The sequence below is a fragment of the Geitlerinema sp. CS-897 genome (assembly GCF_028368005.1).
In the GTDB taxonomy this organism is placed as follows: Bacteria; Cyanobacteriota; Cyanobacteriia; order Cyanobacteriales; family Geitlerinemataceae; genus Baaleninema; species Baaleninema simplex.
In genome coordinates, this window is the sequence record NZ_JAQNCQ010000088.1 from 42,496 (window position 1) to 68,539 (window position 26,044).

Annotated in this window: 23 protein-coding genes and 2 pseudogenes; 18 read left to right on the forward strand and 7 right to left on the reverse strand. The window is 51.9% G+C overall.

The genetic code is table 11. The annotated features are described in order from the left end of the window. Positions 1 to 71 precede the first annotated feature (71 nt). Positions 72 to 1,277 (reverse strand): glycosyltransferase, encoded by a 1,206-nt coding sequence (locus tag POG22_RS04635; protein ID WP_063716565.1) that lies wholly within the window; start codon positions 1,275 to 1,277, stop codon positions 72 to 74. A gap of 191 nt (positions 1,278 to 1,468) precedes the next feature. Between POG22_RS04635 and POG22_RS04640 the strand changes: the two genes are divergently transcribed. The 6 genes from POG22_RS04640 to bioD are packed head-to-tail and all read left to right on the forward strand — an operon-like array spanning position 1,469 to position 7,927. Continuing rightward, the gene (locus POG22_RS04640; RefSeq protein ID WP_017662353.1) at positions 1,469 to 2,089 is read left to right on the forward strand and encodes a serine O-acetyltransferase; all 621 of its coding nucleotides are present in this window, start codon (positions 1,469 to 1,471) and stop codon (positions 2,087 to 2,089) included. A gap of 15 nt (positions 2,090 to 2,104) precedes the next feature. After that, positions 2,105 to 3,775: a hormogonium polysaccharide biosynthesis protein HpsL gene (hpsL, locus tag POG22_RS04645; RefSeq protein WP_063716566.1), complete on the forward strand. Its 1,671-nt coding sequence runs from the start codon at positions 2,105 to 2,107 to the stop codon at positions 3,773 to 3,775. A gap of 49 nt (positions 3,776 to 3,824) precedes the next feature. After that, positions 3,825 to 4,808 (forward strand): hormogonium polysaccharide biosynthesis glycosyltransferase HpsN, encoded by a 984-nt coding sequence (hpsN, locus tag POG22_RS04650; protein ID WP_063716567.1) that lies wholly within the window; start codon positions 3,825 to 3,827, stop codon positions 4,806 to 4,808. A gap of 35 nt (positions 4,809 to 4,843) precedes the next feature. Beyond that, positions 4,844 to 6,001 carry a glycosyltransferase family 4 protein gene (locus POG22_RS04655; RefSeq protein ID WP_498903887.1) on the forward strand — a complete coding sequence of 386 codons (1,158 nt, stop codon included), beginning with the start codon at positions 4,844 to 4,846 and terminating at the stop codon, positions 5,999 to 6,001. A 16-nt stretch (positions 6,002 to 6,017) separates the two neighbouring features. Beyond that, positions 6,018 to 7,187, forward strand: coding sequence for a hormogonium polysaccharide biosynthesis glycosyltransferase HpsO (hpsO, locus tag POG22_RS04660; RefSeq protein WP_498903888.1), 1,170 nt, complete (start codon positions 6,018 to 6,020; stop codon positions 7,185 to 7,187). 47 nt (positions 7,188 to 7,234) lie between these two features. Then, positions 7,235 to 7,927, forward strand: coding sequence for a dethiobiotin synthase (bioD, locus tag POG22_RS04665; protein WP_498903890.1), 693 nt, complete (start codon positions 7,235 to 7,237; stop codon positions 7,925 to 7,927). A 218-nt stretch (positions 7,928 to 8,145) separates the two neighbouring features. Here the strand turns inward: bioD and argZ are convergent, their stop codons facing one another. Beyond that, on the reverse strand, positions 8,146 to 10,248 hold the full coding sequence (gene argZ / locus POG22_RS04670; RefSeq protein ID WP_498903891.1) for a bifunctional arginine dihydrolase/ornithine cyclodeaminase: 2,103 nt from the start codon (positions 10,246 to 10,248) through the stop codon (positions 8,146 to 8,148). A 323-nt stretch (positions 10,249 to 10,571) separates the two neighbouring features. Here argZ and POG22_RS04675 point away from each other — a divergent pair, with 323 nt between their 5' ends. Then, positions 10,572 to 11,681, forward strand: coding sequence for an FAD-dependent oxidoreductase (locus POG22_RS04675; protein ID WP_190288557.1), 1,110 nt, complete (start codon positions 10,572 to 10,574; stop codon positions 11,679 to 11,681). Between the two features lie 74 nt (positions 11,682 to 11,755). On the opposite strand, the gene POG22_RS04680 is transcribed toward POG22_RS04675, so the two are convergent. Next, positions 11,756 to 11,893 carry a hypothetical protein gene (locus tag POG22_RS04680; protein WP_190288558.1) on the reverse strand — a complete coding sequence of 46 codons (138 nt, stop codon included), beginning with the start codon at positions 11,891 to 11,893 and terminating at the stop codon, positions 11,756 to 11,758. Between the two features lie 24 nt (positions 11,894 to 11,917). Between POG22_RS04680 and POG22_RS04685 the strand changes: the two genes are divergently transcribed. Then, the gene (locus POG22_RS04685) at positions 11,918 to 12,259 is read left to right on the forward strand and encodes a histidine triad nucleotide-binding protein (RefSeq protein ID WP_063716573.1); all 342 of its coding nucleotides are present in this window, start codon (positions 11,918 to 11,920) and stop codon (positions 12,257 to 12,259) included. A 123-nt stretch (positions 12,260 to 12,382) separates the two neighbouring features. Next, positions 12,383 to 13,444, forward strand: a complete 1,062-nt coding sequence (psbA, locus tag POG22_RS04690) for a photosystem II q(b) protein (RefSeq protein ID WP_017662363.1) — start codon at positions 12,383 to 12,385, stop codon at positions 13,442 to 13,444. A 133-nt stretch (positions 13,445 to 13,577) separates the two neighbouring features. On the opposite strand, the gene POG22_RS04695 is transcribed toward psbA, so the two are convergent. Then, a complete protein-coding gene (locus tag POG22_RS04695) occupies positions 13,578 to 15,908 on the reverse strand; it encodes an ATP-dependent helicase (protein ID WP_498903893.1) in 2,331 nt (776 codons plus the stop codon). 92 nt (positions 15,909 to 16,000) lie between these two features. Here POG22_RS04695 and pip point away from each other — a divergent pair, with 92 nt between their 5' ends. Beyond that, positions 16,001 to 16,948 (forward strand): alpha/beta hydrolase family protein, encoded by a 948-nt coding sequence (pip, locus tag POG22_RS04700; protein ID WP_498903894.1) that lies wholly within the window; start codon positions 16,001 to 16,003, stop codon positions 16,946 to 16,948. Between the two features lie 1,058 nt (positions 16,949 to 18,006). Further along, a complete protein-coding gene (locus POG22_RS04705; protein WP_498903896.1) occupies positions 18,007 to 18,783 on the forward strand; it encodes a GNAT family N-acetyltransferase in 777 nt (258 codons plus the stop codon). On the opposite strand, the gene pheT is transcribed toward POG22_RS04705, so the two are convergent. Next, the gene (gene pheT / locus POG22_RS04710; protein ID WP_498903897.1) at positions 18,780 to 21,215 is read right to left on the reverse strand and encodes a phenylalanine--tRNA ligase subunit beta; all 2,436 of its coding nucleotides are present in this window, start codon (positions 21,213 to 21,215) and stop codon (positions 18,780 to 18,782) included. The genes POG22_RS04705 and pheT overlap by 4 nt on opposite strands. Positions 21,216 to 21,430: 215 nt before the next feature. Here pheT and POG22_RS04715 point away from each other — a divergent pair, with 215 nt between their 5' ends. From POG22_RS04715 to moeB, 7 genes are all read left to right on the forward strand, one after another. After that, positions 21,431 to 21,628, forward strand: a complete 198-nt coding sequence (locus tag POG22_RS04715; RefSeq protein WP_498903898.1) for a hypothetical protein — start codon at positions 21,431 to 21,433, stop codon at positions 21,626 to 21,628. Between the two features lie 158 nt (positions 21,629 to 21,786). Then, on the forward strand, positions 21,787 to 21,999 hold the full coding sequence (locus POG22_RS04720) for a SymE family type I addiction module toxin (RefSeq protein WP_428013666.1): 213 nt from the start codon (positions 21,787 to 21,789) through the stop codon (positions 21,997 to 21,999). Then, positions 21,977 to 22,333, forward strand: a complete 357-nt coding sequence (locus POG22_RS04725) for a type II toxin-antitoxin system PemK/MazF family toxin (RefSeq protein ID WP_498903899.1) — start codon at positions 21,977 to 21,979, stop codon at positions 22,331 to 22,333. Before POG22_RS04720 ends, POG22_RS04725 begins: the two co-directional genes overlap by 23 nt. A gap of 216 nt (positions 22,334 to 22,549) precedes the next feature. Beyond that, on the forward strand, positions 22,550 to 22,858 hold the full coding sequence (locus POG22_RS04730; RefSeq protein WP_017662504.1) for a YkvA family protein: 309 nt from the start codon (positions 22,550 to 22,552) through the stop codon (positions 22,856 to 22,858). Between the two features lie 112 nt (positions 22,859 to 22,970). After that, the gene (locus tag POG22_RS04735; protein ID WP_498903900.1) at positions 22,971 to 23,705 is read left to right on the forward strand and encodes a peptidoglycan-binding domain-containing protein; all 735 of its coding nucleotides are present in this window, start codon (positions 22,971 to 22,973) and stop codon (positions 23,703 to 23,705) included. A 47-nt stretch (positions 23,706 to 23,752) separates the two neighbouring features. Further along, positions 23,753 to 24,208: a M67 family metallopeptidase gene (locus POG22_RS04740; protein WP_498903901.1), complete on the forward strand. Its 456-nt coding sequence runs from the start codon at positions 23,753 to 23,755 to the stop codon at positions 24,206 to 24,208. A 218-nt stretch (positions 24,209 to 24,426) separates the two neighbouring features. Then, the gene (gene moeB, locus POG22_RS04745) at positions 24,427 to 25,599 is read left to right on the forward strand and encodes a molybdopterin-synthase adenylyltransferase MoeB (protein WP_498903902.1); all 1,173 of its coding nucleotides are present in this window, start codon (positions 24,427 to 24,429) and stop codon (positions 25,597 to 25,599) included. Positions 25,600 to 25,742: 143 nt separating this feature from the next. Here the strand turns inward: moeB and POG22_RS04750 are convergent. After that, a pseudogene (locus POG22_RS04750) lies at positions 25,743 to 25,880 on the reverse strand (NADAR domain-containing protein); the annotation flags it as partial. Between the two features lie 50 nt (positions 25,881 to 25,930). Then, positions 25,931 to 26,044, reverse strand: a pseudogene (locus POG22_RS04755) (ISKra4 family transposase); the annotation flags it as partial.

Below are 26,044 nucleotides of genomic sequence, written 5' to 3' on the forward strand. Positions count from 1 at the left end.
GATGAGGAGAGAAGACAATTGAGAGTTGAGAGTTTCTCCCCCTCTCCCTTTCTCCCCCTCTCCCTTTCTCCTCACCGCACGTCTGTCACGCGCCAGTTGAGTTTTAGGTTAATCCAGAAGTTCCAAAAGGTGACGAGGGCGATCGCCGTTAATTTCGCAATATACTCGTTGACACCCAACAGGTTAAACAGCAGGTTGACGATCGCCACGTTCAACATCAACCCCGCTAGACAAACTGCGTTAAATTTCAGAAATCGCTTGAACCGCTTGCGCCATCCCCGTTGTCGGCCAGACAAATCGGCAAACGTCCACAAGTCGTTCCACAAAAAATTATTGAAAATCGCTACTTCCGCCGACAAAACGGCACTGCGGGTCAGTCCCCACCCCAAACCGTCGCGCAGCAGGTAAAACACGGCTAAATCGACGAACACACCGCTCGATCCCACGACGCCGAAACGCAGAAATCGCGCCAGGGGAAACAGATCGACGCGCAGTCTTAGCAGGTGTTGTAAGTATTCGAGATACTGCTTCGCGGTGACTTTGCTTTCGCCTTCGTTGCGTTCTTGGAAGACGTACCCCACTTCGCCAATCCAGCGAATGTCGCCCCGTCCGAGAACTTCGATGAGGATTTTGTAACCGACGGGATCGAGGGATTTTCCGGCGATCGCATCTCGACGCACCATGAAAAAGCCGCTCATGGGATCGCTGACGCGGCCAACCACACCGGGAAGCAGGACTAAACCGATCAGTTGCGCTCCACGAGAGAGGAACCGCCGCGTGAGACTCCAATCGCTGACGCCGCCACCTTCGACGTGACGACTGGCGACGGCGAGATCGGCCCCGCGATCGATCTCCGCCCACAAATTCGCCAGCACTTCCGGGGGATGTTGTAAATCGGCGTCGATGACCGCTAAGATTTCGCCTCGGGCCGCTTGCCAGCCTCGGATTACGGCAGTGGAGAGTCCCCGTTCGTGGCAGCGGCGGATCGATCGCAGTTGGGGATAGGTTTCGGCGAGGCGATCGGCCAGTTCCCAGGTGCGATCGCGACTGTCGTCGTCCACCACGATCAGTTCGTAATCGTCAGGAATCAGGCGATCGAGCAGTTGTATCAGACGTTCGACCAGTTGGCGAAGGTTGCGGCGTTCGTTGTAAGTCGGAACGACGAGGGAGAGCTTGAGGGGAACGGCGATCGCCGTGCGATCGCTCGGATAGATCCGCAACCCCGCTTCGGGAAACGGCGGCAGAACCTCGATCTCAGAAATCTTGGGTTGGGACATGACCGGGCGTAGTGGGCAAAACACGGATACAACCATACCAAACCCAGACCGTTCTCGGAACAAATTCCCCGCGTCTTCGAGGTTGGCAGGAAGCAAAGTCACCGAGCTATAGTGGAATCGGTTTTGGAGACAGCTCGGTAGCAAACACCGAGCTTGCCACTTTCAAACGCAACCCGGCACTTCCCCCCACCATGAAATCAGTTTTCAAAGGCATTCTCTCGACCCTCTCGTTACTTTGGGTGTCGCCGTTACTGGTTCTGTTTGGGTTGAGTGCCGATCGCGATACGATTCGCTACGATACGAAATGCTGGATCGAAAATCTCGATCGCCCCAATCGATCGCCCCTCGTCAACCTCCTCTATTTACTCGCCAAACATCCTGAATTCCGAAATCTGTTCTATCACCGCATCTTTCAAAGTAACCTGCTCTCCCGAATTGTTCTAGCACTGCTGAAGATCGTTTACCGTCCCTGTCCTTATCTATTTATCGACAACTCCAGCAAAATCGGGTCGGGACTGTTCCTCCAACACGGGTTCAGCACGATTATCATGGCGGATATGGGCGAAAACTGCTGGGTCAACCAACAAGTGACGATCGGCTATAAAGACCGCAGCGGACGCCCTTCGATCGGAAATAACGTCCGGATTACAGCGGGCGCGAAAGTCTTAGGTAACATAAAAGTCGGAGATAACGTTGTCGTGGGAGCGAATGCGGTTGTCGTTAAAAACGTTCCTGCCAACTGTGTTGTCGTTGGGGTGCCGGCTTACATTGTCAAACGCGATGGTGTCAAAGTCAACGAACCACTGGTGTAGTTTCTCGTTCGGACGATGCCCGGTAAAAAATCGAAGAAATCGAAACAGAAAAAAGGTCAGACTCCTCCCAATCCTAACGAGCCAGTTCTGAGTAAAAAAGAACTCGCCGCGAAAAAACGCAAGCAAGCCAAGGAACGTAAGGAACTAATTCAAACCTTCGCAACGTCGGCAGTCGTGGGCGCGATCGTCGGGATCGCCTTATTTTTTGTAAAAGACGAAAAACTGGCGATCGCTGGAGGTGGCGGCATTATCGCGCTATGGATGTCTTATAAATACCCGTTCCTCGCACTCTGGGCGTTTGTAATTTATATGCCGTTTGCCGGGACGATTACCTATTGGATCGGCGGCGGAAATGCGTTATTTCAATTGGCAAAAGACGGCTTTGCCTTTCCGGCCATGTTTGCCATTTGGCAAATCCTGAGCAAGCAACGCAAACCGTTTATCATGCCCAAAGCCCTCAAAACGCCGCTGATGGTGTTGATGGGCATCCTCCTCATGACGTTTCTTGCCACGAACGTCTCCCAACAATTTTCGGGAACGCCAGGAGAACAACCCATTGCGATGGGACTACTCGGGCTTAAGGTTTTTATCGGGTATCTTCCGTTAATTACCTGTACCTATTATTTGATTAAAGATAAAAAAGATTTTTTGTTGTTTACACGCACCCACGTCGTTCTTGCCATTATTTGTTGTTTCCTCGGCTTGGTGCAGTATATGATGCTGTCCTCGGGGACTTGTCAGGGAACCGATCACCTTACTGGAGACGACTTATTTAAAGCAACCCTCGATGCGAAATGTTTAGTGGGCGGATCGCTAGTGTTCAGTCCGTCGCAAAATATGATTCGTCTTCCCGGCACGTTTGTCGCCCCCTGGCAGTGGGCTTGGTTTTTAATTGGGAACACGTTCTTTACCTTTGCCTCAGCCTTTAGCGATCCGTCTTTAATTTGGCAACTCGTGAGTTTTCTCGGCATGGCGTTGGTTTTCGTCAACGCCGTTATTTCCGGGCAGCGAATTGCACTGCTACTCGTCCCGGTGATTACAGTGATTCTGTTAGTTCTCACGGGACAAATTTCCAAACCTCAACGGTTTATCCCGATCGTCGGTGGCATTAGCGTCTTGATCGTGCTGGGGACGATCTTGTTTCCCGATGTTATTCAAGGACGGATCGATAGTACGATCTCCCGGTGGCAAGCCTCTCCGCCAACGGAATTTATCGCACACCAAGCGGAGTTTACGTCAAAAGGTCAAAGCGGTATTTTCGGACACGGCCTCGGACGAGCAACGAATTCAGCCCGAATGTTTGGCGATACGGCTTTAATTGAGACTTATTATCCTAAACTATTGTACGAAATCGGGCCGATTGGGGTTCTCTCGTTTCTCGGAGTCGTAACGTCTTTAACCATCGCTACGTTTAAAGTTTGGCGATCGATTAAAGAAAAACACTTTCGCAGCTACGCCGCCAGTTTTTGGGTTTTCATCTTTTTTATCAGCTACCAAACTTATTATTATCCTCTCGACGTCGATCCGGTAGCTGTCTATTACTGGATGGCGATCGGGGCAACGTTGCGATTACCCGAACTTGAAAAGCAAGAATTGGCTCGACTGGCAGCTCTCGAAGAATTGGAGGACGACGATCCCAAAAAACGCAAGAAAAACGCACGACAAAAAAAAGTGACGGCTAAATAAATTGCCTGTATGATTCTCGATATCCGATCGCATTTAGGAGTTGCTCGCTGTGAACTTGCCTTCGATTTCGGTTGTTATCCCCACCTATCGCCGCGAAGCTGCGTTGCGGGATACGATCGCCGACGTTCTCAAACAAGATTATCCCGACTTTGAAGCGATCGTCGTCGATCAAACGCCCACTCACGAACCCGAAACAGAACGCTATCTCCAAGAACTCGCTGAAGCGGGTAAAATTCACTGGTATCGCGTGGATTGGGCGAGTCTTCCCGGTGCGCGAAATTATGCAGTTCGTCGTGCTACGGGAGACGTTATCGTGTTTATCGACGACGACGTGAAACTCGAACCGAACTATTTACAAACTCACGCCAGAAATTATGTCGATCGCCCAGAAATTGGTGCTGTCGCCGGACGGGTTTTCGATCGCATGAAACTCGCCGACTCTGGGGGCGCTCTCAAAATTAAACAACTCCCCCCGGAAGCAATGGATCCCGGTATCGCGTGGTATTACATCGATTTAGTTCACACGATCGAACCCCAGCAAGTTCTCTCGGCGCGAGGTTGTAATATGTCGTTTCGCCGGGAGGTTTTCGACAAGTTCGGCTTGCAATTCGACGAACGCTATCGCGGAAGTGCGGTTCGCGAAGAATCGGATTTTTGTTTGCGGTTCCGTAAAACCGGCTTTCAAATTTGGTACGATCCCGATGCCTCTTTAATTCACCTAGGAGAAGAAACGGGAGGCTGTCACGATATCAGTACGAAATCCGTTAAGTACCAGATTACATTTTATCACAATCACTTTTTTATGGGGCTTCACAATTTAACGTTCGGACAGTGTTTGCGCTTTTTTGCCAAGCTGTTTGACTGTCACGTTCTCGGACATCCCCCTTGTAATAAAAGTGGTTCTCCTCTCAAGGTGTTAGTCCGGTTTGGATTTTACGCGATGGGATTTTTGAAAGCCCTCAAAACTTGGATTCAATCGCTTTGGGACGACGGACAAATTTACAGTCGTCAAGACGATTTAACCAGTGCGTAGGGTGGATGAGACCCCTTTTATTGAGAGGAGCGATCGTGAAACGAATTATCTATGCGGGGAACCAGCGCATGATTCGACCCAACAGCCCCTGCGACTCCAAATATCAAATTATCAGAACCGTTGCGTTTCCGGCCGGACGCTACCCGTTAAGTCGACTTTGGTCGCCATTTAGCTGTTTGGCCGCCTGGAAACCCACGTTTAAACGGTACGATATGGTTCATGCTTTTAACAGCATTCCTTATATAAACCGACCGTTTGTGGTGAGTTTCGAGCGGATTTTACCCTTGATGTCCGTCAGTTCCGATCGTCCGCTTGCAAAGTTTTTTTACGAACGGCTGCGCGATCGCCTCGCTCGCAACAACTGCTATCGACTTATCGCGCTTTCAGATTGGGCGAAACAACGGTTTCTCGAACAACATCAAGATTGGAACGGGATCGATCGAATCTCCCCTAAAGTTGTCACCGTTCATCCGAGTTTTCCGATTCGCGTCGAGTCTCCTAAGCGTTACGATCGCACCCAACCGTTACAGTGTATGTTTATCGGCCGTCATTTCGCGAGAAAAGGAGGGATCGTCGCTCTACGAGTTGCTAAAAAAGCGTTAGAGTTAAATTTACCGTTTCACCTGCACGTCATTTCTCAACTCAAATGTGGAAGAGGCGTTCCAACTGATTTTCCCGATCGCGATCGCTACAAAAACGATTTACAACTTTTAGACTTAGAAAACGTGACGTTTTACGGTATAGTCGGAGACTCAAAAGTCTTCGAGCTTTTAACGCAAAGCCACTTTCAAATCATGGCCACCCTCAACGATACTTACGGTTTCAGTATCGTAGAAGGATTTACCACAGCCACACCAGCCATTACGACAAATATTAGTGCGTTACCCGAGTTTGTCAAAGACGGTGAAACCGGATATTTAATAGAGGTCGATCGCACTCCTCAAAATACTTGGAAAAACCCATTTTACGGACGAGAATTCCAAGACGAATACTGGGATTTTATCGACAGTGTCTACGATCGCCTCGCCGCAAATATTCTAGAAAAATTACAGACTTTTTGGGAGGGCGATAATTGTTCTGAAACTTACGAGCGATTGAGTGCGGGAGCGTTAGAACGAGCAGAAACGCACCACAACGAGCAAAAAACCAGTCAATTCTACGATCGAATGTACGATGAAGCTATGTCGTCTTGATATTAATTAAAAAATCATGAGAATTGTTGTCGCCAGTCATACCTATATCGTCGATCTCAATCGAGAAAAGCTGCGAGAACTCGCCAACCTCGCCCCCGATGTCGAAGTAACGGTGGTGGTTCCCAAACGCTGGAAACCCGGCGGAGTTCAAAATCGCGTCGTCGAAAGCGAACCGCTAGACGAAGGAGCGTTTCGCGTGGTTCCGCTATCGAATTTCAGTCAAAACCAACAGGGACTGTTAACCTTTGGCTGGGATTTAGTAGACCTATTGCGTCAGTTTCGTCCTCAAATTATTCAAGTCGAACAAGGGGCGAAAGCGTTGGGATATGCCCAAACCATTACCCTTAATAAATTGCTCGGACTGAAGGCGAAAAACGTCTTTTTTACCTGGTGGAACATTCCCTATACGTTGAAGTTTCCTGTATCGCTGTTGGAAAAGTATAATCTCAGCAACACGGACGGAGCGATTACGGGAAATCAAGATGGGGCGGAAATTCTGCGCGATCGCGGCTACAACGGGCCGATTACGGTACTTCCTCAATTGGGCGTTGACGAAACCCTATTTCGTCCCCAAGAGGTTTCCGATCTACGCCGACAACTCGGACTCGAGCCAACAGATTTCGTGGTGGGTTTCGTGGGACGGTTCGTTGAAGAAAAGGGCTTGTTAACGCTGTGTCAGGCGTTAGAAGGACTGCGCGATCGCCCGTGGAAATGGGTACTTCTCGGACGAGGCGTGCTGAAGGAATCTCTAGAACTCTGGGTTAAAGAAAATCAGTTTGAAGACCGGGTGATTTTCGTCGAAAGCGTTCCCCACGACGAAGTGTATCGCTATATCAATTTACTCAACACGCTGGTTTTACCCTCAGAAACCACCTATAAATTCAAAACCCTTTCGTCGGTAGGATGGAAAGAACAGTTCGGCCACGTTCTCATCGAAGCCATGGCCTGTCGCGTTCCGCTTATCGGTTCCGATTCGGGGGAAATTCCCTATGTCATCGACGATACGGGTTGGGTGTTTCCTGAAGGAAACGCCGAAAAATTGCGGGAATGTTTGGTAACGTCGATCGACGATCCCGAATTGGCAAAACAGAAAGCCCAGCAGGGATTCGATCGCGCCATGAAACGCTATACGAACCGCGCGATCGCCCAGCAGCAACTCGAGTTTTACCAACAACTCCTCGGCTGAACCCCGTACAATCGTAAATCGTGATATTTAGGGATGATTTGGGTTTCATGGCTGAGATTCGATCGCACGCACTCTCGATCGCGGGAACGGATACCGACGCGGGAAAAACTGTCTTGACCGCCGCATTGGTCGCCTATTGGCGCAAATATCGCCCCGATCGCTCCTTGGGGTTGATGAAGCCGCTACAGTCGGGAACCGGCGATCGCGAGTTTTTTACGGAAGTCTTTGACCTCGACCAAAGCCCGGAATCCATTACACCGCAATATTTTCAAGCGCCTTTAGCACCTCCTCTCGCCGCCGAAAAAGAAGGGCGAACCATCGATCTCGCTGTCGTCTGGCGCGAACTCCAACACCTTCGCCAACAGCGAGATTTCTGTCTGGTGGAGTTTTTGGGCGGTTTGGGATCTCCCGTTACCCGAGAACTCACCGTGGCGGATTTGGCGCGAGATTGGCGTTTACCGACGTTGCTAGTCGTTCCGGTGAAGTTGGGGTCGATTTCCCATGCGGTGGCGAACGTCGCCTTAGCGCGTCAGATGAAGGTGGATTTACGGGGAATCGTCCTGAACTGCGTCGAACCTCGGACGGAGGAGGATATCGCCAAGTGGACGCCGAAGGATTTAATCGAATCGCTGACTCAGGTTCCGGTGTTGGGGTGCATTCCTTATTTGGAGAACGTTAAGGATACAGAAAAACTGGCCGCGATCGCAGCCAGTTTAGATTTAGAAACCATCTGGGGGTAAATTCGCCACACCAGACACAGAGAACACAGACAAGGGAGTTGTAGGGCGATTTACACCTCGGCGGTGCGTCAGGTTAGAGTGATGTCCCGGTCGCGTTTTCGGTTTTCAAGTCTGACGCACCCTTGTCTGTTGGCGGTGTACATTGGCGGTGCGTGACGATTTATGGGTCTCACGATCGGCACTCTATTTTTCAAGTCACGCACCCTACACCGCTGTTCTTACACCGCCATCGGACTGGTGAGACGTTCGAGTTGTTTCACCAACAGACTCAGGAACAAACCGACATCGGTAACGACGCCGGTAGATTCGACCGAACCACGATCGCTCAGTTTCGTGACCACCGCCGGATTGATGTCCACGCAGACCATCTTCACGCCCGAGGGCGTCATGTTTCCGACACCGATCGAATGCAGCATCGTGGAAAGCATTAGAATCATATCGGTGTTTTCGATAACGCGGGCGTACTGCACCTGGGCTTTAATCAAGTCCATTTCCGTGTCGGGAAGCGGTCCGTCGTCGCGAATCGACCCGGCGAGAACGAAGGGAACGTCATGTTTCACGCATTCGTACATCACGCCGTTGGTAATAATTCCTGCTTCGACAGCGTTGGCGATGCTTCCGTGACGGCGAATCGTGTTGATGACGTTGAGGTGGTGGCGGTGTCCGCCGCGAACGGCGACGCCCCGTTTCATGTCCACCCCGAGGGAGGTTCCCAGCATCGACTGTTCGATATCGTGGACGGCGATCGCGTTTCCGCCGAGAAGTCCTTGGATGTAGCCTTCGCGAATCAGCCAGGAGAGGTGTTCTGCGCCGCCGGTGTGGATGACGACCGGCCCGGCGGTGACGACAACTTTACCGCCGCGATCGCGAATGCGCCGCAGTTCCCACGCCACTTGTTCGACGACTAACTCCACGCGACGCTCGCTGGAAACCCCAGCCGACATAAAGCTGAACTCTTGAGATCCCCGTTGTTCGCGAGATTCGGGTTTGCGAACGGTGCGGATTCCAGCGATGTTGACGACGACTTTCTCGCCCAATTCGAGATCTCGTAAAATCTTGCACTGGGCGACGAGGCCGTTTTCGGTTTCGCGAACGGCGATCGCGCCGTCCATCCGTTGGTTGTGGACGCGCACCCACTGGCCGTTCATCCGAACTTCTGTCGGATAAATGGTCGTGACGTAGAAGTCGTCGGGGGCGACACCCGCTTGAACGACGGGTTCGAGTTGGGCGTCTCGTTCGTCTTCAGGGAGAGACACCGCCCCCAAGTCGATGAGTTGGGCGACGATTTCTTCCATCACGGCGCTGGAAGGCGCGGATACGTGAACTTCCGCCGAGGAGGTGCTTTGACGCTGTGCGCCCAGGTCGAAGTTCTGGACTTTGAAGCTTCCGCCGCCTTCGACGATTAAATCCAGGGCGCGGTTGATAATTCCGGCGTCGAGAAGATGGCCTTGGAGGGTAAGGGTTTTTGAGACGATCGAATCGGTCGCGCCAACGTCGCAGGCGATGGGTTCGGTGGTGCGTAATGTCAGACATTTGGCTGCACCCCCGGCTTTAAGGAATTCGTTGAGGGGCGTTTCGATGACGGTAAAGCCTACTTCGGCGAGTCTGGCTTTGAGGTCGTCGCTGGCTTGGTTCATCACCACCACGTCGTTGACGTTGACGGCGTTACAGGCGAAGTTTACGGCGTCGGGTTCGTCGATGGCGATGCGTTTTTCCGCCGGAACCCGCATTTCGATCAGGCGGTTGGAGTAGAAGTCGAAGGCGGGAGGGTAATAGAGGAGATAGCCGTTAGCTAGGGGACAGAAGCAGGTATCGAGGTGGTAGAAGCGATCGTCTACCAGTTGTAGCGACAGTACCTCGATGTCCAGCCACTTGGCCAGGTAGGGGTGAGAGTCGAGTTCGGAACGGAAGCCGTATCCCGCCCACAGCCAGCGTCCTTCGCGATCGAGCAGGGCGTCTCCCGCCCCTTCAAAGGGGAGGTCTTTTGGGAGTTCGTGGACGGTGAAGCCGTTCTTTTCGAACCAGCGTTTGAAGTGGGGTTCTTCGCCTTGGCGTTCGGGGTGATAGAAGCGACTCAGAACGACGTTGGTTCCGAGGACGAGGCCGGCGTTGGCGGTGAACACCATATCCGGCCAGCCTTTTTCGGGTTCGACGAGATCGACGATCGCGCGATCTTTGAGGATGTTATAGAGTCCTTCCCATTGAGTTTCGGCGCGATCTCGGGAGGAACGATGGATGTTTCCTTCCATCCAGGGGTTGATAACGTAGTCCACATCGTAATGATGGGGCGGACACATGAGGATGCGAATCGAGTCGGTCATAACGGTATTTACACCTTAGGAGGGTTGCGATCGAGGGTGGTTGCAGGAATTCTCGAAATTCTCGCGTTGGACTCGGTTTCGCCGGTGCGACGCACGACTTTCGCGAACGATAATTCGGAGGGTTGAAAACTCTCGTTCGATCGCGTAAAGGTTTAAGAAACGAGCCAACTTTTAATCTTATTACAGGACAGAGTTGGCAAACTGTAAATAGCAAACGGTTGTTGAGAGCGATCGCAGTTTGTAAGAAGCGGAAAATTTCTCGAAATTGAGGGATTTGAAGGTCTAATCTAGATTATCTGACATTGTTAGAGGGTGATAACATTATGCGAATTGCGATTGTGGGGTGCGGGATCGTTGGGGCTGCGATCGCCTACGAATTGAGCCGAGTTTCGGGGTTAGAGATTACGGTATTCGAGACAGAAAATCCGGCGTCGGGTTCGACGGGGGCGGCGTTGGGGGTTTTGATGGGGGCGATTAGCCAGAAAAAACCGAAAACTCGCGCTTGGAAACTTCGAGAGGCGAGTTTGCGACGCTACGAAACGTTAATTCCCGAGTTGGAAGCGAAACTCGATCGCCCGATTCCCCGCAACGATAACGGCGTGTTGAAGTTGTGTTTTCCGGGGGAGAATTTGGAGAAATGGGAAAAGTTAGCGCAAGTCCGTCGAGAACAGGGGTTTCCGTTGGAGATTTGGTCGCCCGAAGCGGTGAAGTCTCGATATCCGAAAATTGAAACCGCAGCGATCGCGGCGGCGGTGTATTCTCCTCGAGACCGACAGATTCAGCCGATTCCGCTCGCTCGGGCGTTGGTAGAGGCGGCTAGAGGCCACGGCGTTCGTTTCGTGTTCGGTGCGACGGTGATGGAAGCGGAAATAGAAACTGGCGAAACGCGCTGTTGTCGCACGCTTATATATAAGGATGCGAACGACGAGACGCGACAACATTCGACAGATTGGGTCGTGGTGTCGGCGGGATTGGGTTCGACGCCGTTTTCTCAGAGGTTGCGAGAACCGGTGACGATTCAGCCGGTGTTGGGACAGGCGATCGAGTTGGCGATCGCGCTTCCGTCAGAGTATCCGGTCGTGACCGCCAACGACGTACATTTGGTGTCGGCGGGGGAAGGACGCGCTTGGCTGGGGGCGACGGTGGAGTTTCCCGACGCGAAGGGGTATGTGATTCCCGATCCGCGTGGGTTACAAATGCTGAAATCTGAGGCGATGCGGTTTTATCCAGAGTTGGTTGAGGCGGCGATCGCGCGTCAGTGGCAGGGGTTGCGGCCGCGGCCGGTCGATCGCTGCGCCCCCGTCATCGGGACGTTAACGGGATACGACAACGTCGTTTTGGCGACGGGACATTATCGAAATGGCGTGTTATTAGCACCGGCGACAGCAGAGGCGGTTTGTATGTTACTCTTGAATAACCATTCAGCCATTTAAGAATATAGAGATGAATGTATAAAAATGTAACGACTTTTTAAGGAAGTCACCGCCATCGACGTCTCATATTCATCTCAGACTGGCTTGAAAATGAGGGCGATCGCGCGATCGGGAGGAGCCACAGAACCCGTCAACAGCAGCGATCGCCGAGAATTATTAACGACTGTAACGAGACTGCGATCGGCACTGGCCGGGTGTTCTACTGTGGTCAACAGTTCCGTAACGAGCGTTTAACCATGACAGATACGATATTTGGGAAGATCGTACGCAAAGAAATCCCAGCAGATATCGTCTACGAGGACGACTTATGCCTCGCATTCCGCGACATTGCGCCCCAAGCGCCGACTCACATCCTCGTAATCCCTAAAAAGTCTCTATCCAGCCTTGCAGATGCCCAAGAGAGCGATCGCGACCTGCTCGGACACCTGCTGCTGACCGCCAATCAGATCGCCCAACAAGAAGGACTCTCTCAGGGATACCGAACTATCGTTAATACAGGTGCCGAAGCTGGTCAAACCGTGTTCCACCTTCACGTTCACGTTCTCGGAGGTCGTCCGATGGAGTGGCCGCCCGGCTGATTCTTAAAAATTTTCGTCAAAACCCTTTACAACCCGAAACAATTGCGTTAATATAATTTACAAGCGAGATACATACATCATTCTTCTCGCGCTGAACCACAAACAACGCAATAATTCATACCTATGACGACCACACTACAGCAACGCGAATCCGCGTCTCTGTGGTCTCGGTTCTGCGAGTGGGTCACTAGCACCAGCAACCGCCTTTATATCGGCTGGTTCGGTGTTCTCATGATCCCCACCCTGCTGACCGCGACTACCTGCTACATCATCGCGTTCATCGCTGCTCCTCCCGTGGACATCGATGGTATCCGCGAACCCGTTGCCGGGTCTCTGATGTACGGAAACAACATCATCTCTGGTGCTGTTGTTCCGTCTTCCAACGCGATCGGACTTCACTTTTACCCGATCTGGGAAGCTGCCAGCCTCGACGAATGGCTGTACAACGGCGGTCCTTACCAGCTCGTCATCCTTCACTTCCTCATTGGCGTTTTCTGCTACATGGGTCGTGAATGGGAACTGAGCTACCGCCTCGGTATGCGTCCCTGGATCTGCGTGGCTTACTCCGCGCCGGTGGCCGCTGCTACGGCTGTGTTCCTGATCTACCCCATCGGTCAAGGTTCTTTCTCCGATGGTATGCCTCTGGGCATTTCGGGAACCTTCAACTTCATGTTGGTCTTCCAAGCCGAACACAACATCCTGATGCACCCCTTCCACATGCTCGGTGTGGCTGGCGTCTTCGGCGGTGCTTTGTTCTCGGCAATGCACGGTTCTCTCGTCACCTCTTCCTTGGTGCGTGAAACCACCGAAAACGAGTCGCAAAACTACGGCTACAAATTCGGTCAAGAAGAAGAAACCTACAACATCGTTGCAGCTCACGGCTACTTCGGTCGCCTGATCTTCCAATACGCCTCCTTCAACAACAGCCGTTCCTTGCACTTCTTCTTAGGTGCTTGGCCGGTGGTCGGTATCTGGTTCACCTCTTTGGGAATCAGCACCATGGCGTTCAACCTCAACGGATTCAACTTCAACCAATCCGTTCTCGACAGCCAAGGTCGTGTTATCAACACCTGGGCTGACGTGATCAACCGTGCCAACTTGGGTATGGAAGTCATGCACGAGCGCAACGCTCACAACTTCCCCCTCGACTTGGCAGCTACCGAAGCTCCTTCCATCAACGGCTAATCATAGCCTCTGGAAGTTAGCGCAAACGGTTTAGCTAACTAAAATTACAAAAAAGCGTCCTCTTCGGAGGGCGCTTTTTTATTGGAAAATTTCCGTACTGTTCCCTATTCCCTATTCCCTTCCTCCCCCCGACCTAAACGATTCCCTGGGGAAAGCGCTGTTGTAACGCCACAAATGCCGGACAGGGTTCTTTTTTCTGAAAGTTTTCGATTTTACTCCAGGTAAACGGGGCTTCCTGCGCCGCCGCCATCCACAGCAACCGTTTCGCCCGTGTCATCGCCACGTACAACAAACGAAACTCCTCGGCAATTTTTAACCGTTCTGCCATTTGCCAATATTGAAGCGGCGAATCGAAGGGCGAAAACCCTCCTCTCTCATCGGCGCGATGCCAGAGATACTGACGAATTTGCGCTCGCGCTACTTCTTCGAGGGAAAAGCTTCCGAGAAACTGTGTCTGTGGCAACACGCGCAAACTGCCGGGAATCGTATCTGCTTGCAGAAACGGCAAAAATACCACGTCCCAGTCTAACCCTTTGGCTTTGTGCATGGTGATGACCGTCAGTTGACCCGATCGCGTGTATTTCGACTCTGCATCTTCGGTTTCGACCGGCTCGAACCGTTCCGCATTGACAATTTCGCTGAGAACTTCGATATAGCCCGGTAACGACATTCGATCGACAGTATCTCGCAGCACCCGTTCGGCGAGTTTGTCGGCAGTGGCGAGTTCGGTGTCTTCATATCGCAGCGTCATTCCCAAAAACGGGATCAGATGGGTTTGGGGTAATTCCAACCGCGCCCCGAGCAAGTTACAGCAAAATTTCTTGGCTTGACGGACTTCTGGAGACGGAAGCGGATCGAGAGCGGTGGGATACAGAAACCGTTCGGGAAAACTGGCGAGGGCGTCGAGATCTTGTCGCGGGATGAGTTTGCGTTCGACGAAGACGCTGAGTGCGGCTTTGAGGTTGTCTGGGGAGTGAGGGCGATCGAGAAATTGCAATAGGATCAGGATTTCCGCTGGCACCCGCGAGAGGCGTTCCTGTTCGCCGACATCGTAAACTGAGATGCGATCGCCGTAAATTTGTCGTAGCGTCGTCGAGACGAAGCGTCCCTGGTCGTTAGTTCGGACTAACACCGCCGCCGATCGGTCGTTTTCCTCGTCGAATAGCTTTAAAATCCGTTGTCCGATGCGATCGACGGTATCTTCAACCGTTGGGGGTTGGTGGAGTTCTAAGCCTCCATCGAGAGCGTCGGGGTTGGCGTTTTGTTGGGGATCGTCGGCGGCGACGGGGCGAATCTGTTGCGGCTCGAAGGGTACGTCTTCCGGGTCGTCCGGTGCTTCGCCCCATTTTCCCTGACGCCAGCGATCGTTAATCCACTCGAGAACGAAATTCGCCGCCTCCATAATGATGGCGCTACTGCGTCCGGCGCGATCGATCGCGGCCAGACGGCCGTTCAAATTGCAATCGTGACAAAACCGACGGAAATACACGGGATCGGCGGGGGTAAACGTCGAGTTGATAGCTTGGTTGGGATCGCCGACACGCACTAAGTTCGGGAACGCCGTTCCATCGGGATCGCTAGCGAGGCGTTTGAGGAGTTCCGTCTGTAGCGGTGAAGAGTCCTGCGCCTCATCCTCGAACACGCCGAAAATGTGAGTTTGCCAAAGTTTGCGGGCGCTCTCGTCCTCCAAAACCCGCAATGCCGCTAAAATCGTATCGTCGTAGTCGATCGCTCGGTTTTCGTGCAGTAAGCGATCGTATTCCCGATATAAATATGCTGCAATTTCCAAAATATCGTAAGCATCGGGAATCGCATCGCTCAGTTGCGAGAGTTGTTCGGGTTGTAATCCCGAGGATTTTGCCTCCCGAATCACCGTATCCGCCAAGTTGGGTAATACTTCCGTTCGTAACACCGACTGACGCCGCAAGCGTTCGGCTTCTTCCCCGTCGAATTGCGTTCCTTCAACGAGACGGCGGTACTGGAGGGGATAGCGATCGATCCACTGTTCGACGCACTGACGGATAATGCGATGGCTTTGGTTGACTTGCACGATCGAAACGTCGTCGAAATCCAGTCCCGCCAGTTCCCGGTGACGCAGGGCGATTTTGAGTGCTAAGCCGTGAAGCGTGTAGACGGAGAAGCCCCACTGGGGAAGTTTGAGATTTTTGAGATGGTTGCGAATCTTGACTTTAATGTTGGCCGCGGCCGATCGCGTAAACGTGACCACTGCAATTTGACGGTGGGCGTTAAGCTGGTTGCGAGCGATGGCGATCGCGGCGGCGGCGGCCATTCCCGTGGATTTTCCCGAACCGGGAACCGCCGAAACTGCCAACGGTCCCCCCTGCCAGTCTGCCATTTCTCGTTGTCCGGGGCGAAGTCCGTCGCAAATTTTCTGAAGTTGGCGATCGCGCCAAATCTCAGTTTTTTCTTGCAGCGCTAGGCTTTGGGGATCGACAGAAGTCATAACCAGTATATGTACGTCAGTGAAAAAACGGGTGACGATCGTATTCTTTTGAGTGTATCGTTTATCTTCTGTAGCCTGCTTTCCTCAATTTCATGAGAGAACTTTACCCCCCCATCGAACCTTATAATACTGGAACCTTAAAGGTGTCCGAACTTCACACCATTTATTACGAAGAGTGCGGCAATCCCGAGGGCAAACCGGCTGTTTTTCTGCACGGCGGTCCCGGTGGCGGTTCGATTCCGAGTTATCGCCAATATTTCAATCCGGAAAAATGGCGTTTGATTTTGTTCGATCAGCGAGGATGCGGTCGCAGTCAACCCCATGCAGAATTGCGAGAAAACACGACATGGGATCTCGTCGGCGATATCGAACGGTTGCGCGAGAGGTTAGGGATCGAAACCTGGACTGTTTTTGGCGGAAGTTGGGGAAGCACCCTAGCGTTGAGCTATGCTGAAACCCACCCCGAACGCTGTGCGGGGTTGATTTTACGCGGCATTTTTATGTTGCGCCAGAAGGAATTGCGCTGGTTTTATCAAGAGGGTGCGAGTTATATTTTTCCCGAGGCTTGGGAAGAGTATTTGAAACCGATTCCAGAAGCCGAACGCGATGATTTGATGCAGGCATATTACAAGCGGTTGACGAGTCCCAACAAACGAGTTCGGCTGAAAGCAGCTCGAGCTTGGGCGATTTGGGAAGGCAGTACGAGCAAGTTATTCCCCGATCCCAACGTCAAGAAAAAATTCGGTCGCGAAGGGTTTGCTGAAGCGTTCGCTCGAATTGAGTGTCATTATTTTGTCAATCGAGGCTTTTTTAAAAGCAAAGAACAGTTATTAGAAAATGTCGATCGCATCCGTCACATTCCCACGTTTATCGTACAGGGACGTTATGATATCGTTTGCCCGATGCAGTCGGCGTGGGAGTTACATAAGGCGTTTCCTGAAGCAGAGTTCGTGGTGATTCCCGATGCCGGGCATTCGGTGAGCGAATCGGGAATTCTCAGTGCGTTGGTGGATGCGACGGATAAATTCAGCAAGTTGTAAGGTGTAAAATCTAGAGGTTTGGGTGGGCATCACCCACCTGCGATCGCTTTTCCAAAACGCAAAACTCAGGTAAAGGTTTTTGAAAATCTACTCAAGGCGATCGCTCCTGACTTAACAACTAAAATAGACGAGATCGATGCTGATACGAAATCCGAATCTCAACACTGAACGAAGTCGAAGCGTTGAGTCCTCGACTCCGCTCGGACTCAAATACTGGTTTTGCCTAACCCGACAAGTCCCTCTATCCCCCCAACCTCTCTCTCCCTTGGGGGGCTAAGGGGAAATGTGGTGAAGACTTCTTGAAAACTAGCTTATCGGATACGGATTCCGTATGAGTTCATCTCAGTTTTGCACGAACATGAGAATTAGAGGCTAAAACCCTTATTCTTTGGGTTCATCTTAACTTTTGTAAAAATATGAGTCGGGGGTAGGTTGGACTTCGGCTTCGCTCAGTCCATGGGTGGAGCGATCTCGAAACTCAACAGCAGCGAAATTAAGTATTCAAGCTTGCCTCCGATAAATGTACATTTTTGAGATGCACCCTATACAAAGGGAATAATTCGACAGTGTTTTCCCAAGAAAATAAATTTTAAAATTTTGCCCCCAGAAGCTGTCAAAAAATCAGTAAATTTACTCAGCGATCGCCTTCGAGAATTTATTGACTATCGAACACCTTCTGAAGTATTTTATAATCGGGGATCTGAGACTGTTGCATTTCTAATACGGAATCCGAATCTCAACGCTTCGACTCCACTCAGCGTTGAGTCCGAGCGGAGTCGAGGACTCAAACACTGGTTTTTTCAAACCTGACAAGTCTCTCTATCCCCCCAACCCCCCTTTGAAAGGGGGGCTAAGGGGGGATGTGGTGAAGACTTCTTAAAACCCAGCTTATCGGAAACAGATTCCGTATAACTTAAATTCGCAAAACTCAACAGACTTAAAATACCAAAAATTAGCAGTTGGTTTGAATCGGATTAAAAAGTCGTACTAAAAACCAACTGCTTCTTAAAGCTACCTGTTTTTCAAAGTTTTTTACATTTAAGGGGCATTTACCGACAATGAAAAATATCGCGATCGCCTCCGGTATACTCACCAAACATGAAGCGAGTCATTGCGAAAAACTTCCCTATAAAATTTGTCGTCTCTCGATCCAAAATTTAGACGATGTTGTTAACATTCGATCGTTCGCGAGTCGAAGTATCGGAAATTTATTTCTCGATCGTCGTCCTCCCTCACAAATCGAACAAATTCTCGCACAAAATCTCAGCTTGGGATTATTCTGCCAAGACGAACTCGTGGGAATTCGCCTAACCGCCTATCCCTCTGTTGACACACCTTATCTGCTCGACGCTCTACCGATTCCACCCCAAGAAATTCATCGACACGCGAGATTGACTGGGGTGGTGATTTTGCCTCCTTATCGCGGGCAAAACTTTGGCTCTCACTTAACTCAAATTAGCCTTCAAGAACTCAAGACACTCGGAAAAGAGGTGGTTTGGGCGACCGTATCGCCCTCGAACTATCCCAGTTTACGCCTTTTCCTCAATCTGAATTTTCGGATTTACCGTTGGGTCAAACTTCACGAGAACTGCGATCGCTTCGTCCTGAAAACCGACGCTCAAATGAAACCTCTCGCCCTTTCACCACCGACATTTATCGAACATTCCGATTTCGTCGCTCAAACCGAACTGCTCGATCGCGGTTGGGTGGGATACGCGATCGAGCGTCACGCTCTCGGCTACCGCATCGCATACAACCGCGAACTCGACGTACCGTCAACGATCCCTCTCCTCGCAGAAGAAGGATCGGTGACCGAAACCGTCGAACTCGACTAACTCCGCAGTTCTACATCGAACTTCTTGGCGATCGAATTGCGGACTTTTTGATGGGCGTCGTCCACTTCCTTATCTTTTAAAGTGCGATCGCCCGCCCGATACACCAACCGGAACGCCAGACTCCGCTGTCCCTCCGGTACGTTTTCGCCGCGATACTCGTCGAACAGTTCCACCGATTCGAGGAGTTTACCCCCCGCCTTACTCATCACTTTTTCCAAGTCGAACACCGACACCGAAACTGGGGCGAAGAACGCCAAATCGCGATCGCTGGCTGGGAACGTCGAAAACGCTGTGAACTTAGGAACCTGCGTCGAAGGTAACGCTTCGAGTAACAAACTCAGTTCCAACTCGAAAACGTATACCTCATCGGGTAACTCTCGTTCTTGACGCAGTTGCGGGTGAAGCTGTCCGAAGCGTCCTAACTGACGCCCCCGCAACCACAGCGACGCCGTGCGTCCGGGGTGTAACCGTTCGTCGCTGCTGTCGGGGCGATACTGCACGTCGAGGCTGAGGCGATCGAACGCACTCTGCAAAACCCCTTTCGCCTCGAACCAATCCATCGGATCTTCTTTCCCCGAATTCGTCCAGCGTCCCATCGTGGGGTCGCCGCCGAGAATCCCCGCCACCAGGTCTTTTTCCCGATACTCCTCGCCCTCTTTCCAGAAGACGCGACCGATTTCAAAGCCGTTGAGGGCACCGTTCCCCTGTTTCAAGTTGTACTCGAAAGCGTCGATTAACGCCGGAAGCAGTTCGGTCCGTAGGGCGGAATATTCCGCAAACAGGGGATTTCCCAGCTTGATTTGACGGTCTTGACTGGGTTTGACGAGGGAGTAGTGGATTAACTCCGTCAATCCCGCCGCCCGGAACGCTTCCCGCAGTTGTCCCGTCAGGGCGAATTCCGGGGACAGTTGCCCTAACGCCCCTTGTTTGGGCAGAGTTTCGCAGAAGTTATCGTAACCGTAGAGACGGGCGATTTCTTCGATGAGGTCGATTTCTCGTTCGATGTCCCGAGAACGGTAGGGCGGAACTTTCACGTTCCAAACGCCTTCGGTGTCCGTTTCCGTCACCTCGAAACTCAAATCTTCGAGGATGCGTTTCATATCGGTTTCGGGGAGGTCGCCGATACTGTCGCCGAGTCGAACCTCTCCGAGAACCTGACGGACGCGATCGCACCTCAGTTGAATCGTACTCGACAACTCCGGCCGCGTATCGGCGATCGCCTGCGTCACCGGAGTTCCCCCCGCCAGTTCGCCAATTAAGGCGATCGCCCGTTGACAGGCCACTTCCAACTCGGCGAAATTGACGCCCCGTTCGTATCGAGACGAAGATTCGCTGCGGAGAGATTGACTGCGAGACGATCGACGGACGACCACAGGATCGAACAACGCCGCTTCGAGGACGAGGTTGGTGGTTCCCTCGTGGACTTCGCTTTCCTCGCCCCCCATGACGCCACCGAGGGCGATGGGTTTGTCATTGGCGGTAATCACTAACGCCTGTTGGCTGAGTTGGCGTTCTTGTCCGTCGAGGGTGGTGAGGGATTCGTCGGTTTTGGCGAAACGCACGCCGATGGTGAGGTCGTCGCTTCCCGTGAGGCGTTGTAGGCGATCGCGATCGAAAGCGTGTAGCGGTTGACCCCACTCCAACATCACGTAATTGGTGATATCCACCACGTTATTAATCGGACGCACGCCAGCCGCTTCCAAGCGTTGTTTCAACCAAGCCGGAGACGGCGCGATTTTGACGCCTTCGATCGCCGTTCCGATGTAAGTGGGGCAAGCGTTGCTGTCGGCGACATCCAATTTCAGCGTATCGTTGCTGGGAACCTCGCCCGCTTCGGAGTGAGGTAACTTCAACTGAGCCCCAGTCAAAGCGGCCACTTCTCGGGCAACTCCCACCATACTCAGGGCGTCGGCCCGGTTCGCTGTCGCGGTAAGGTCGAGAACGGTATCGTCAAGTCCCAGGAAGGGACGGGCATCGTTTCCGATTTTCGCATCGAGTTCCGCGACGTCGCCTTCACCAAAAACGTGAATGCCCTCAGATTCCTTCGACAGTCCCACTTCTTCGAGAGAGCAAATCATCCCGTTAGAGGGAACGCCCCGCAGTTTGGCGGGTTTGATTTTCAAGTCCACTTGCGGGAGAACCGTTCCGACGGTGGCCACGGGGACATAGAGATCGGCTTTCGCGTTGGGCGCACCGCAGACGATTTGTTGAGTTTCGTCGGTGCCGATGTTGACTTGGCACACGCGCAGTTTGTCGGCGTTGGGGTGAGGTTCGATGCCGACGATTTTTCCGAGAACCACGCCGTCAGCCCAAGTTTGGCGATCTTCGATGTCTTCGACTTCAAAGCCGGCCATGGTGAGACGGTGGGCCAGGTCTTCGGCGGACAGATCGATGTTTACGAGTTCCCGCAACCAGTTGAGTGAGATACGCACGGTTGATGCCTTGTTCGACGGATGTGTTTAGCCTGACTATTTTACCCTGTGGGTCGGGTTTCGGAAGGGGGGCGATGCGGTGAGGTTCGCTGTTGTGGTGGTATCTGGCAGTTCAGTGAGGCAGCGTGGGTTAAAAATAAAGATATGGGTCGCGCAGTCATCTCGCCAGCAAGTGTTTTGCAGTAAGTCAGAACGATTCGAGAGGGATTGAGGGAATGGTTAAAACAGTTTGGGCAACGGTTCGAGATGGGAAACTCGAACTTCTAGAATCGATCGAACTGGAAGAAGGAAGCCAGGTGCTTGTTACCGTACTTTCCAGTGACGAGAAAGAGTTTTGGCAACAGGCTAGTCAGACTTCTTTAAACAAGATTTGGGACAATTCAGAGGACGATGTCTACCACGAACTACTCTAATTCAATATTGTATTGCTATTTTTATAAGAATTTAAAGCTAGTCACTGTCCGATATCAACGAAATTTAAGACAGGGTTTAGCCTCGATCGATATTAAAATTTACAATATTGTTTTTTTTACGTGTAAAATAAAATGTAGTATCGTGTTTTTCTTTTGCAGTGTTTAACGAAATCAGCGCTCGAGAACGACAACTGCTCGAAAAAGTCCGACAACTTTCAGAACGCCAACAACTCCAAGTTCAAGATTTTATCGATCGATTGCTGGAAACAGAACTCGATCGCGAACTAACTAACGCAGCCATGAAATCCTCGGAAGCCGCATTTGCAGAAGTTTGGGACAACGAAGACGATGCCATCTACGACAACTTATAAATTTGGCGATATCGTTCTCGTTCAGTTTCCTTTCACCGATCTGAGTACCACAAACAAACGTCCGTCTATCGTGGTCAGTTCGCAGGCTTACAATCGAAATCGTTCGGATATTGTCGTGATGGCCGTAAGTTCTAGAGTCAGGATTCCCGCTAGGTTTGGAGAAGTCATTATTCAAGATTGGCAACGTTCTGGCTTACTTAAACCTTCAGTGATTAAACCTGTTTTTAGTACTTTGAATCTCCAAGTGGTGCTGAAGTATATTGGAAGCTTGCAAGCGAGCGATCGCGAATCCATTTTAAGAGTATTGCCCCAAATATTGGGTGATTCAAATTAGAAAAGCCAGATCTCTGGAATCTTCAAGATTCCGGAAATCTTGTCGATCGCGGTAAGTACAGACTCAGCTCGATCGCACCGCATCTTCCCCCGACCAACCCCGTCACTCCTCAGAACCGCCTCGGAAATCCGAACCCAGGCCGATCGCTCGACCCTCAACCGTCAATGTCAAAATAAGTAAAGAGATAGGAATCGCGGCGAGAAGCCGAAATTGCCCATGAACACGGTCACCCGAACCCTGACGACTTGGTATCGCAACGTCTTGAGAAACCCCAAATATCGCTGGTGGGTCATCCTGGGAACCCTGGTGTACTTATTCAGTCCCCTCGATATTTCCCCCGATGTGATTCCCATCATCGGACAAATCGACGACGTGGCGATCGCGTTCTTGCTCGTGTCGGAAGTCGTGCAGATGGTGACAGAACGGTTGCAATCGTCGCCAGTGTCCGAAGCGGAAACCGAGGTGGCGTCTGTTCCCAACGATGCCGACACCACTGTCGATGTAGACGCCGTATCCGTCGATTAACTCCCGAGACTTGGCGCGATCGCAAAGCACAATACAAGCCAAGGCGCTTGCTGTTTTTCGTCGTTCTCAGTCAAAATTGAACCGCGACGGATTCCTTGGGAGTTGAGATGTCATGTTGAAACAGTCTCCGAAACAGTGGTTGAGCCTCAGTTCTGCTCTCAGCCTGTTGTGGTTTGGAAGCGGAGCGATCGCCGCTCCAAACGCCACACCAGCCAATACCGAGAAAACCCCACACCTGGCTCAAATCCTCCCCAACGCCAACACCATGCGGCCGACGCTGCGGGTTGGGAGCGAGGGAGCAGCGGCGATCGAACTGCAAGGGGTTCTCAAACTCATGGGATATTATCCTGGCGTCGTCGATGGCGTGTACGATAACGAAACTGCCGCCGCCGTCACCCAATTCCAACAGTCGGCGGGACTGTCTGCCGATGGAGTCGTCGGTCTCGACACCTGGAACCGCCTGTTTCCTCCCATGCAAGTCGGCGGTATCGCCACCCCGGTTTACACCAACACGGGTTCGACCACCTGCATCTGTCCGACCCCCACAACGGCGGCCGCTCCCATGCCGACGCCAATGCCGTACTCTACAACTGCCGTCAGTACCCCGAACCCAGTTTCGTCGACCGTTGCCACGAACGACCTCCCCGTCCTGCGAGAAGGAGCGGAAGGCTCGGCGGTGGTCGAACTGCAAATTCTCTTACAGGATTTGGGATTTTACCGAGGCGATATCGATGGGGTTTTTGGGTCGGGAACGGCTGACGCCGTCGAAGCCATGCAAGCCGCTTACGGACTCGATATCGATGGTGTTGTCGGTTCGGCCACCTGGGGAGCCTTACTCGGTTATTAAAAGTCCTCCCTTCCGTTTTCCGATCGCGTTCGTGTCGAGATGTGCCTGTGGTTTTACACTTGTCTCCCCAACACCGCCAACACATCGAATTCCATGCCGAACGCTGTTATCCCCGTGAATGCTGCGGGTTAATTTTGGGATATGCTGAGGCTGGAGAGAAGCGGGTCGCCGAAATTTGGGAAACGGAAAACGCCTGGGACGACGAGACGGCGACGACCTTCGACGAAACGGCAGAATTCAACACCCAGGAACGTCGCTATACCATCGCCGCAGAGGTGATGTTAGAAGCTCAGAAAACCAGTCGCGATCGCGGTTGGCAAATTCTCGGTATCTACCACTCTCACCCCAACCACCCCGCGATTCCCTCAGAAGTCGATCGCAGTTGGGCTTGGCCGCAGTATTCTTATGTCATCGTGTCGGTACGAGAAGGACAGGCGATCGATCTGCGATCGTGGCAACTCGACGAAAACCACCAGTTCCGAGCGGAAACGGTGCGATCGTAGACATCGATCTCGAGATCGGTCGGGTTTGCCCAAGGTCGAAGGTCTTTCGCTAGGATAATAGTCTGAGGAATTTTCACGAGATCGAAGCCTGCCTACGCAACCTGAAACGCTTACAGGCGTCGGCAGTTTTTCGTTTGTTTCTCTCTTCGTACCGTTCGGTTTTGCGATCGAAGCCGATCGGTCTCCACTCATCCTAACTTTGCCCTACCTCGACTGCTATGCTCGATCCCAATCTGGAGCAAATCCAGCTTACCAAAGACGAATACGAACGGTATTCGCGTCACTTGATCCTTCCCGAGGTCAGCCTCGAAGGACAAAAGCGACTCAAAGCGGCAAAAGTGCTGTGTGTGGGAACTGGAGGTCTCGGTTCTCCACTCTTGCTGTATCTAGCCGCCGCCGGAGTCGGAACCCTCGGAATTGTCGATTTCGACGTGGTCGATCGCTCGAACTTACAGCGTCAAGTCATTCACGGGACGTCTTGGGTGGGGAAACCCAAAATTGAATCGGCCAAACACCGCATTCAAGAAATCAATCCCACCTGCGAAGTACATCTGTACGAAACGCGGCTCTCTTCAGAAAACGCGATCGACATTATCGAACCTTATGATATCGTCGTGGACGGAACCGACAACTTTCCGACGCGATATCTCGTCAACGACGCCTGTGTTCTGCTGGACAAACCCAACGTCTACGGCTCGATTTTCCGCTTTGAAGGTCAGGCGACGGTGTTCAACTACGAAGGTGGTCCGAACTACCGCGATTTGTATCCCGAACCTCCACCGCCGGGAATGGTTCCCTCTTGTGCTGAAGGTGGGGTTTTAGGCATTCTTCCCGGCATCATCGGCGTCATTCAAGCCACCGAAACCGTCAAAATTATCTTGGGACGCGGCCGAACGCTAAGCGGGCGTCTATTACTATATAATTCGTTAGACATGACTTTTCGGGAATTGAAGCTGCGGCCCAATCCCGAACGTCCCACGATCGAGAAATTGATCGATTACGAACAGTTCTGTGGTATCCCCCAAGCTAAAGCGGAGGAAGAAAAGCGGAAAATGAGTATGCCAGAAATGACGGTTTCCGAACTCAAAGCGTTAATGGACAGCGGTGCAGACGATTTTATGTTGTTGGACGTCCGCAACCCCAACGAGTACGAAATCGCCAAGATTGACGGCTCGGTATTCGTTCCGCTCTCAGAAATCGAACGCGGCGAAGGTATCGATAAGGTCAAAGAAAAGCTGAACGGACGGCGTCTGATCGCTCACTGCAAGCTCGGCGGTCGTTCTGCGAAAGCCTTATCGATTTTGAAAGAAGCGGGGATCGAAGGAACGAACTTGAAAGGTGGTATCGACGCTTGGAGCAAAGAAATCGATTCGTCTGTTCCAATTTACTAAATTTGCAACTTGCGGGTCGATGACTTAAGCTGTCTCGACCTGACTCGTGCATCAAGGTTTGAGGTTTTGACCGGCTTCTCTCGAAGTCGGTTTTTTTGTAAATTTTCATGGTGTTGGGGAGTCGAGATAGTGTCGATTTCTGCTTCGTGTTTCAAGCGATCGCGCACGATCTCTAAAATTTGTCCGAGGCGATTTTTTCCCGTTCCGTCTTTTCCACATCCCCAGTAGGCATCGATAGGAGAATTTTCAACGATCGCCTCGTCGCCAGTCTCGAGTAAAATGTGAGTCTTCGGAGTTCGTGGTTATAGGGTGCATCCCAGTTTTGCAAGTGTCAGGCGTAAAAGTCTCCATTGAGATAAGCACAGCGTTGCTTGAGGACTTGTGGAACGTTCTGACGTTCCCACTGAGCGCCGGAAATCTTGAGACGCCGACCAATCTGCTTGAC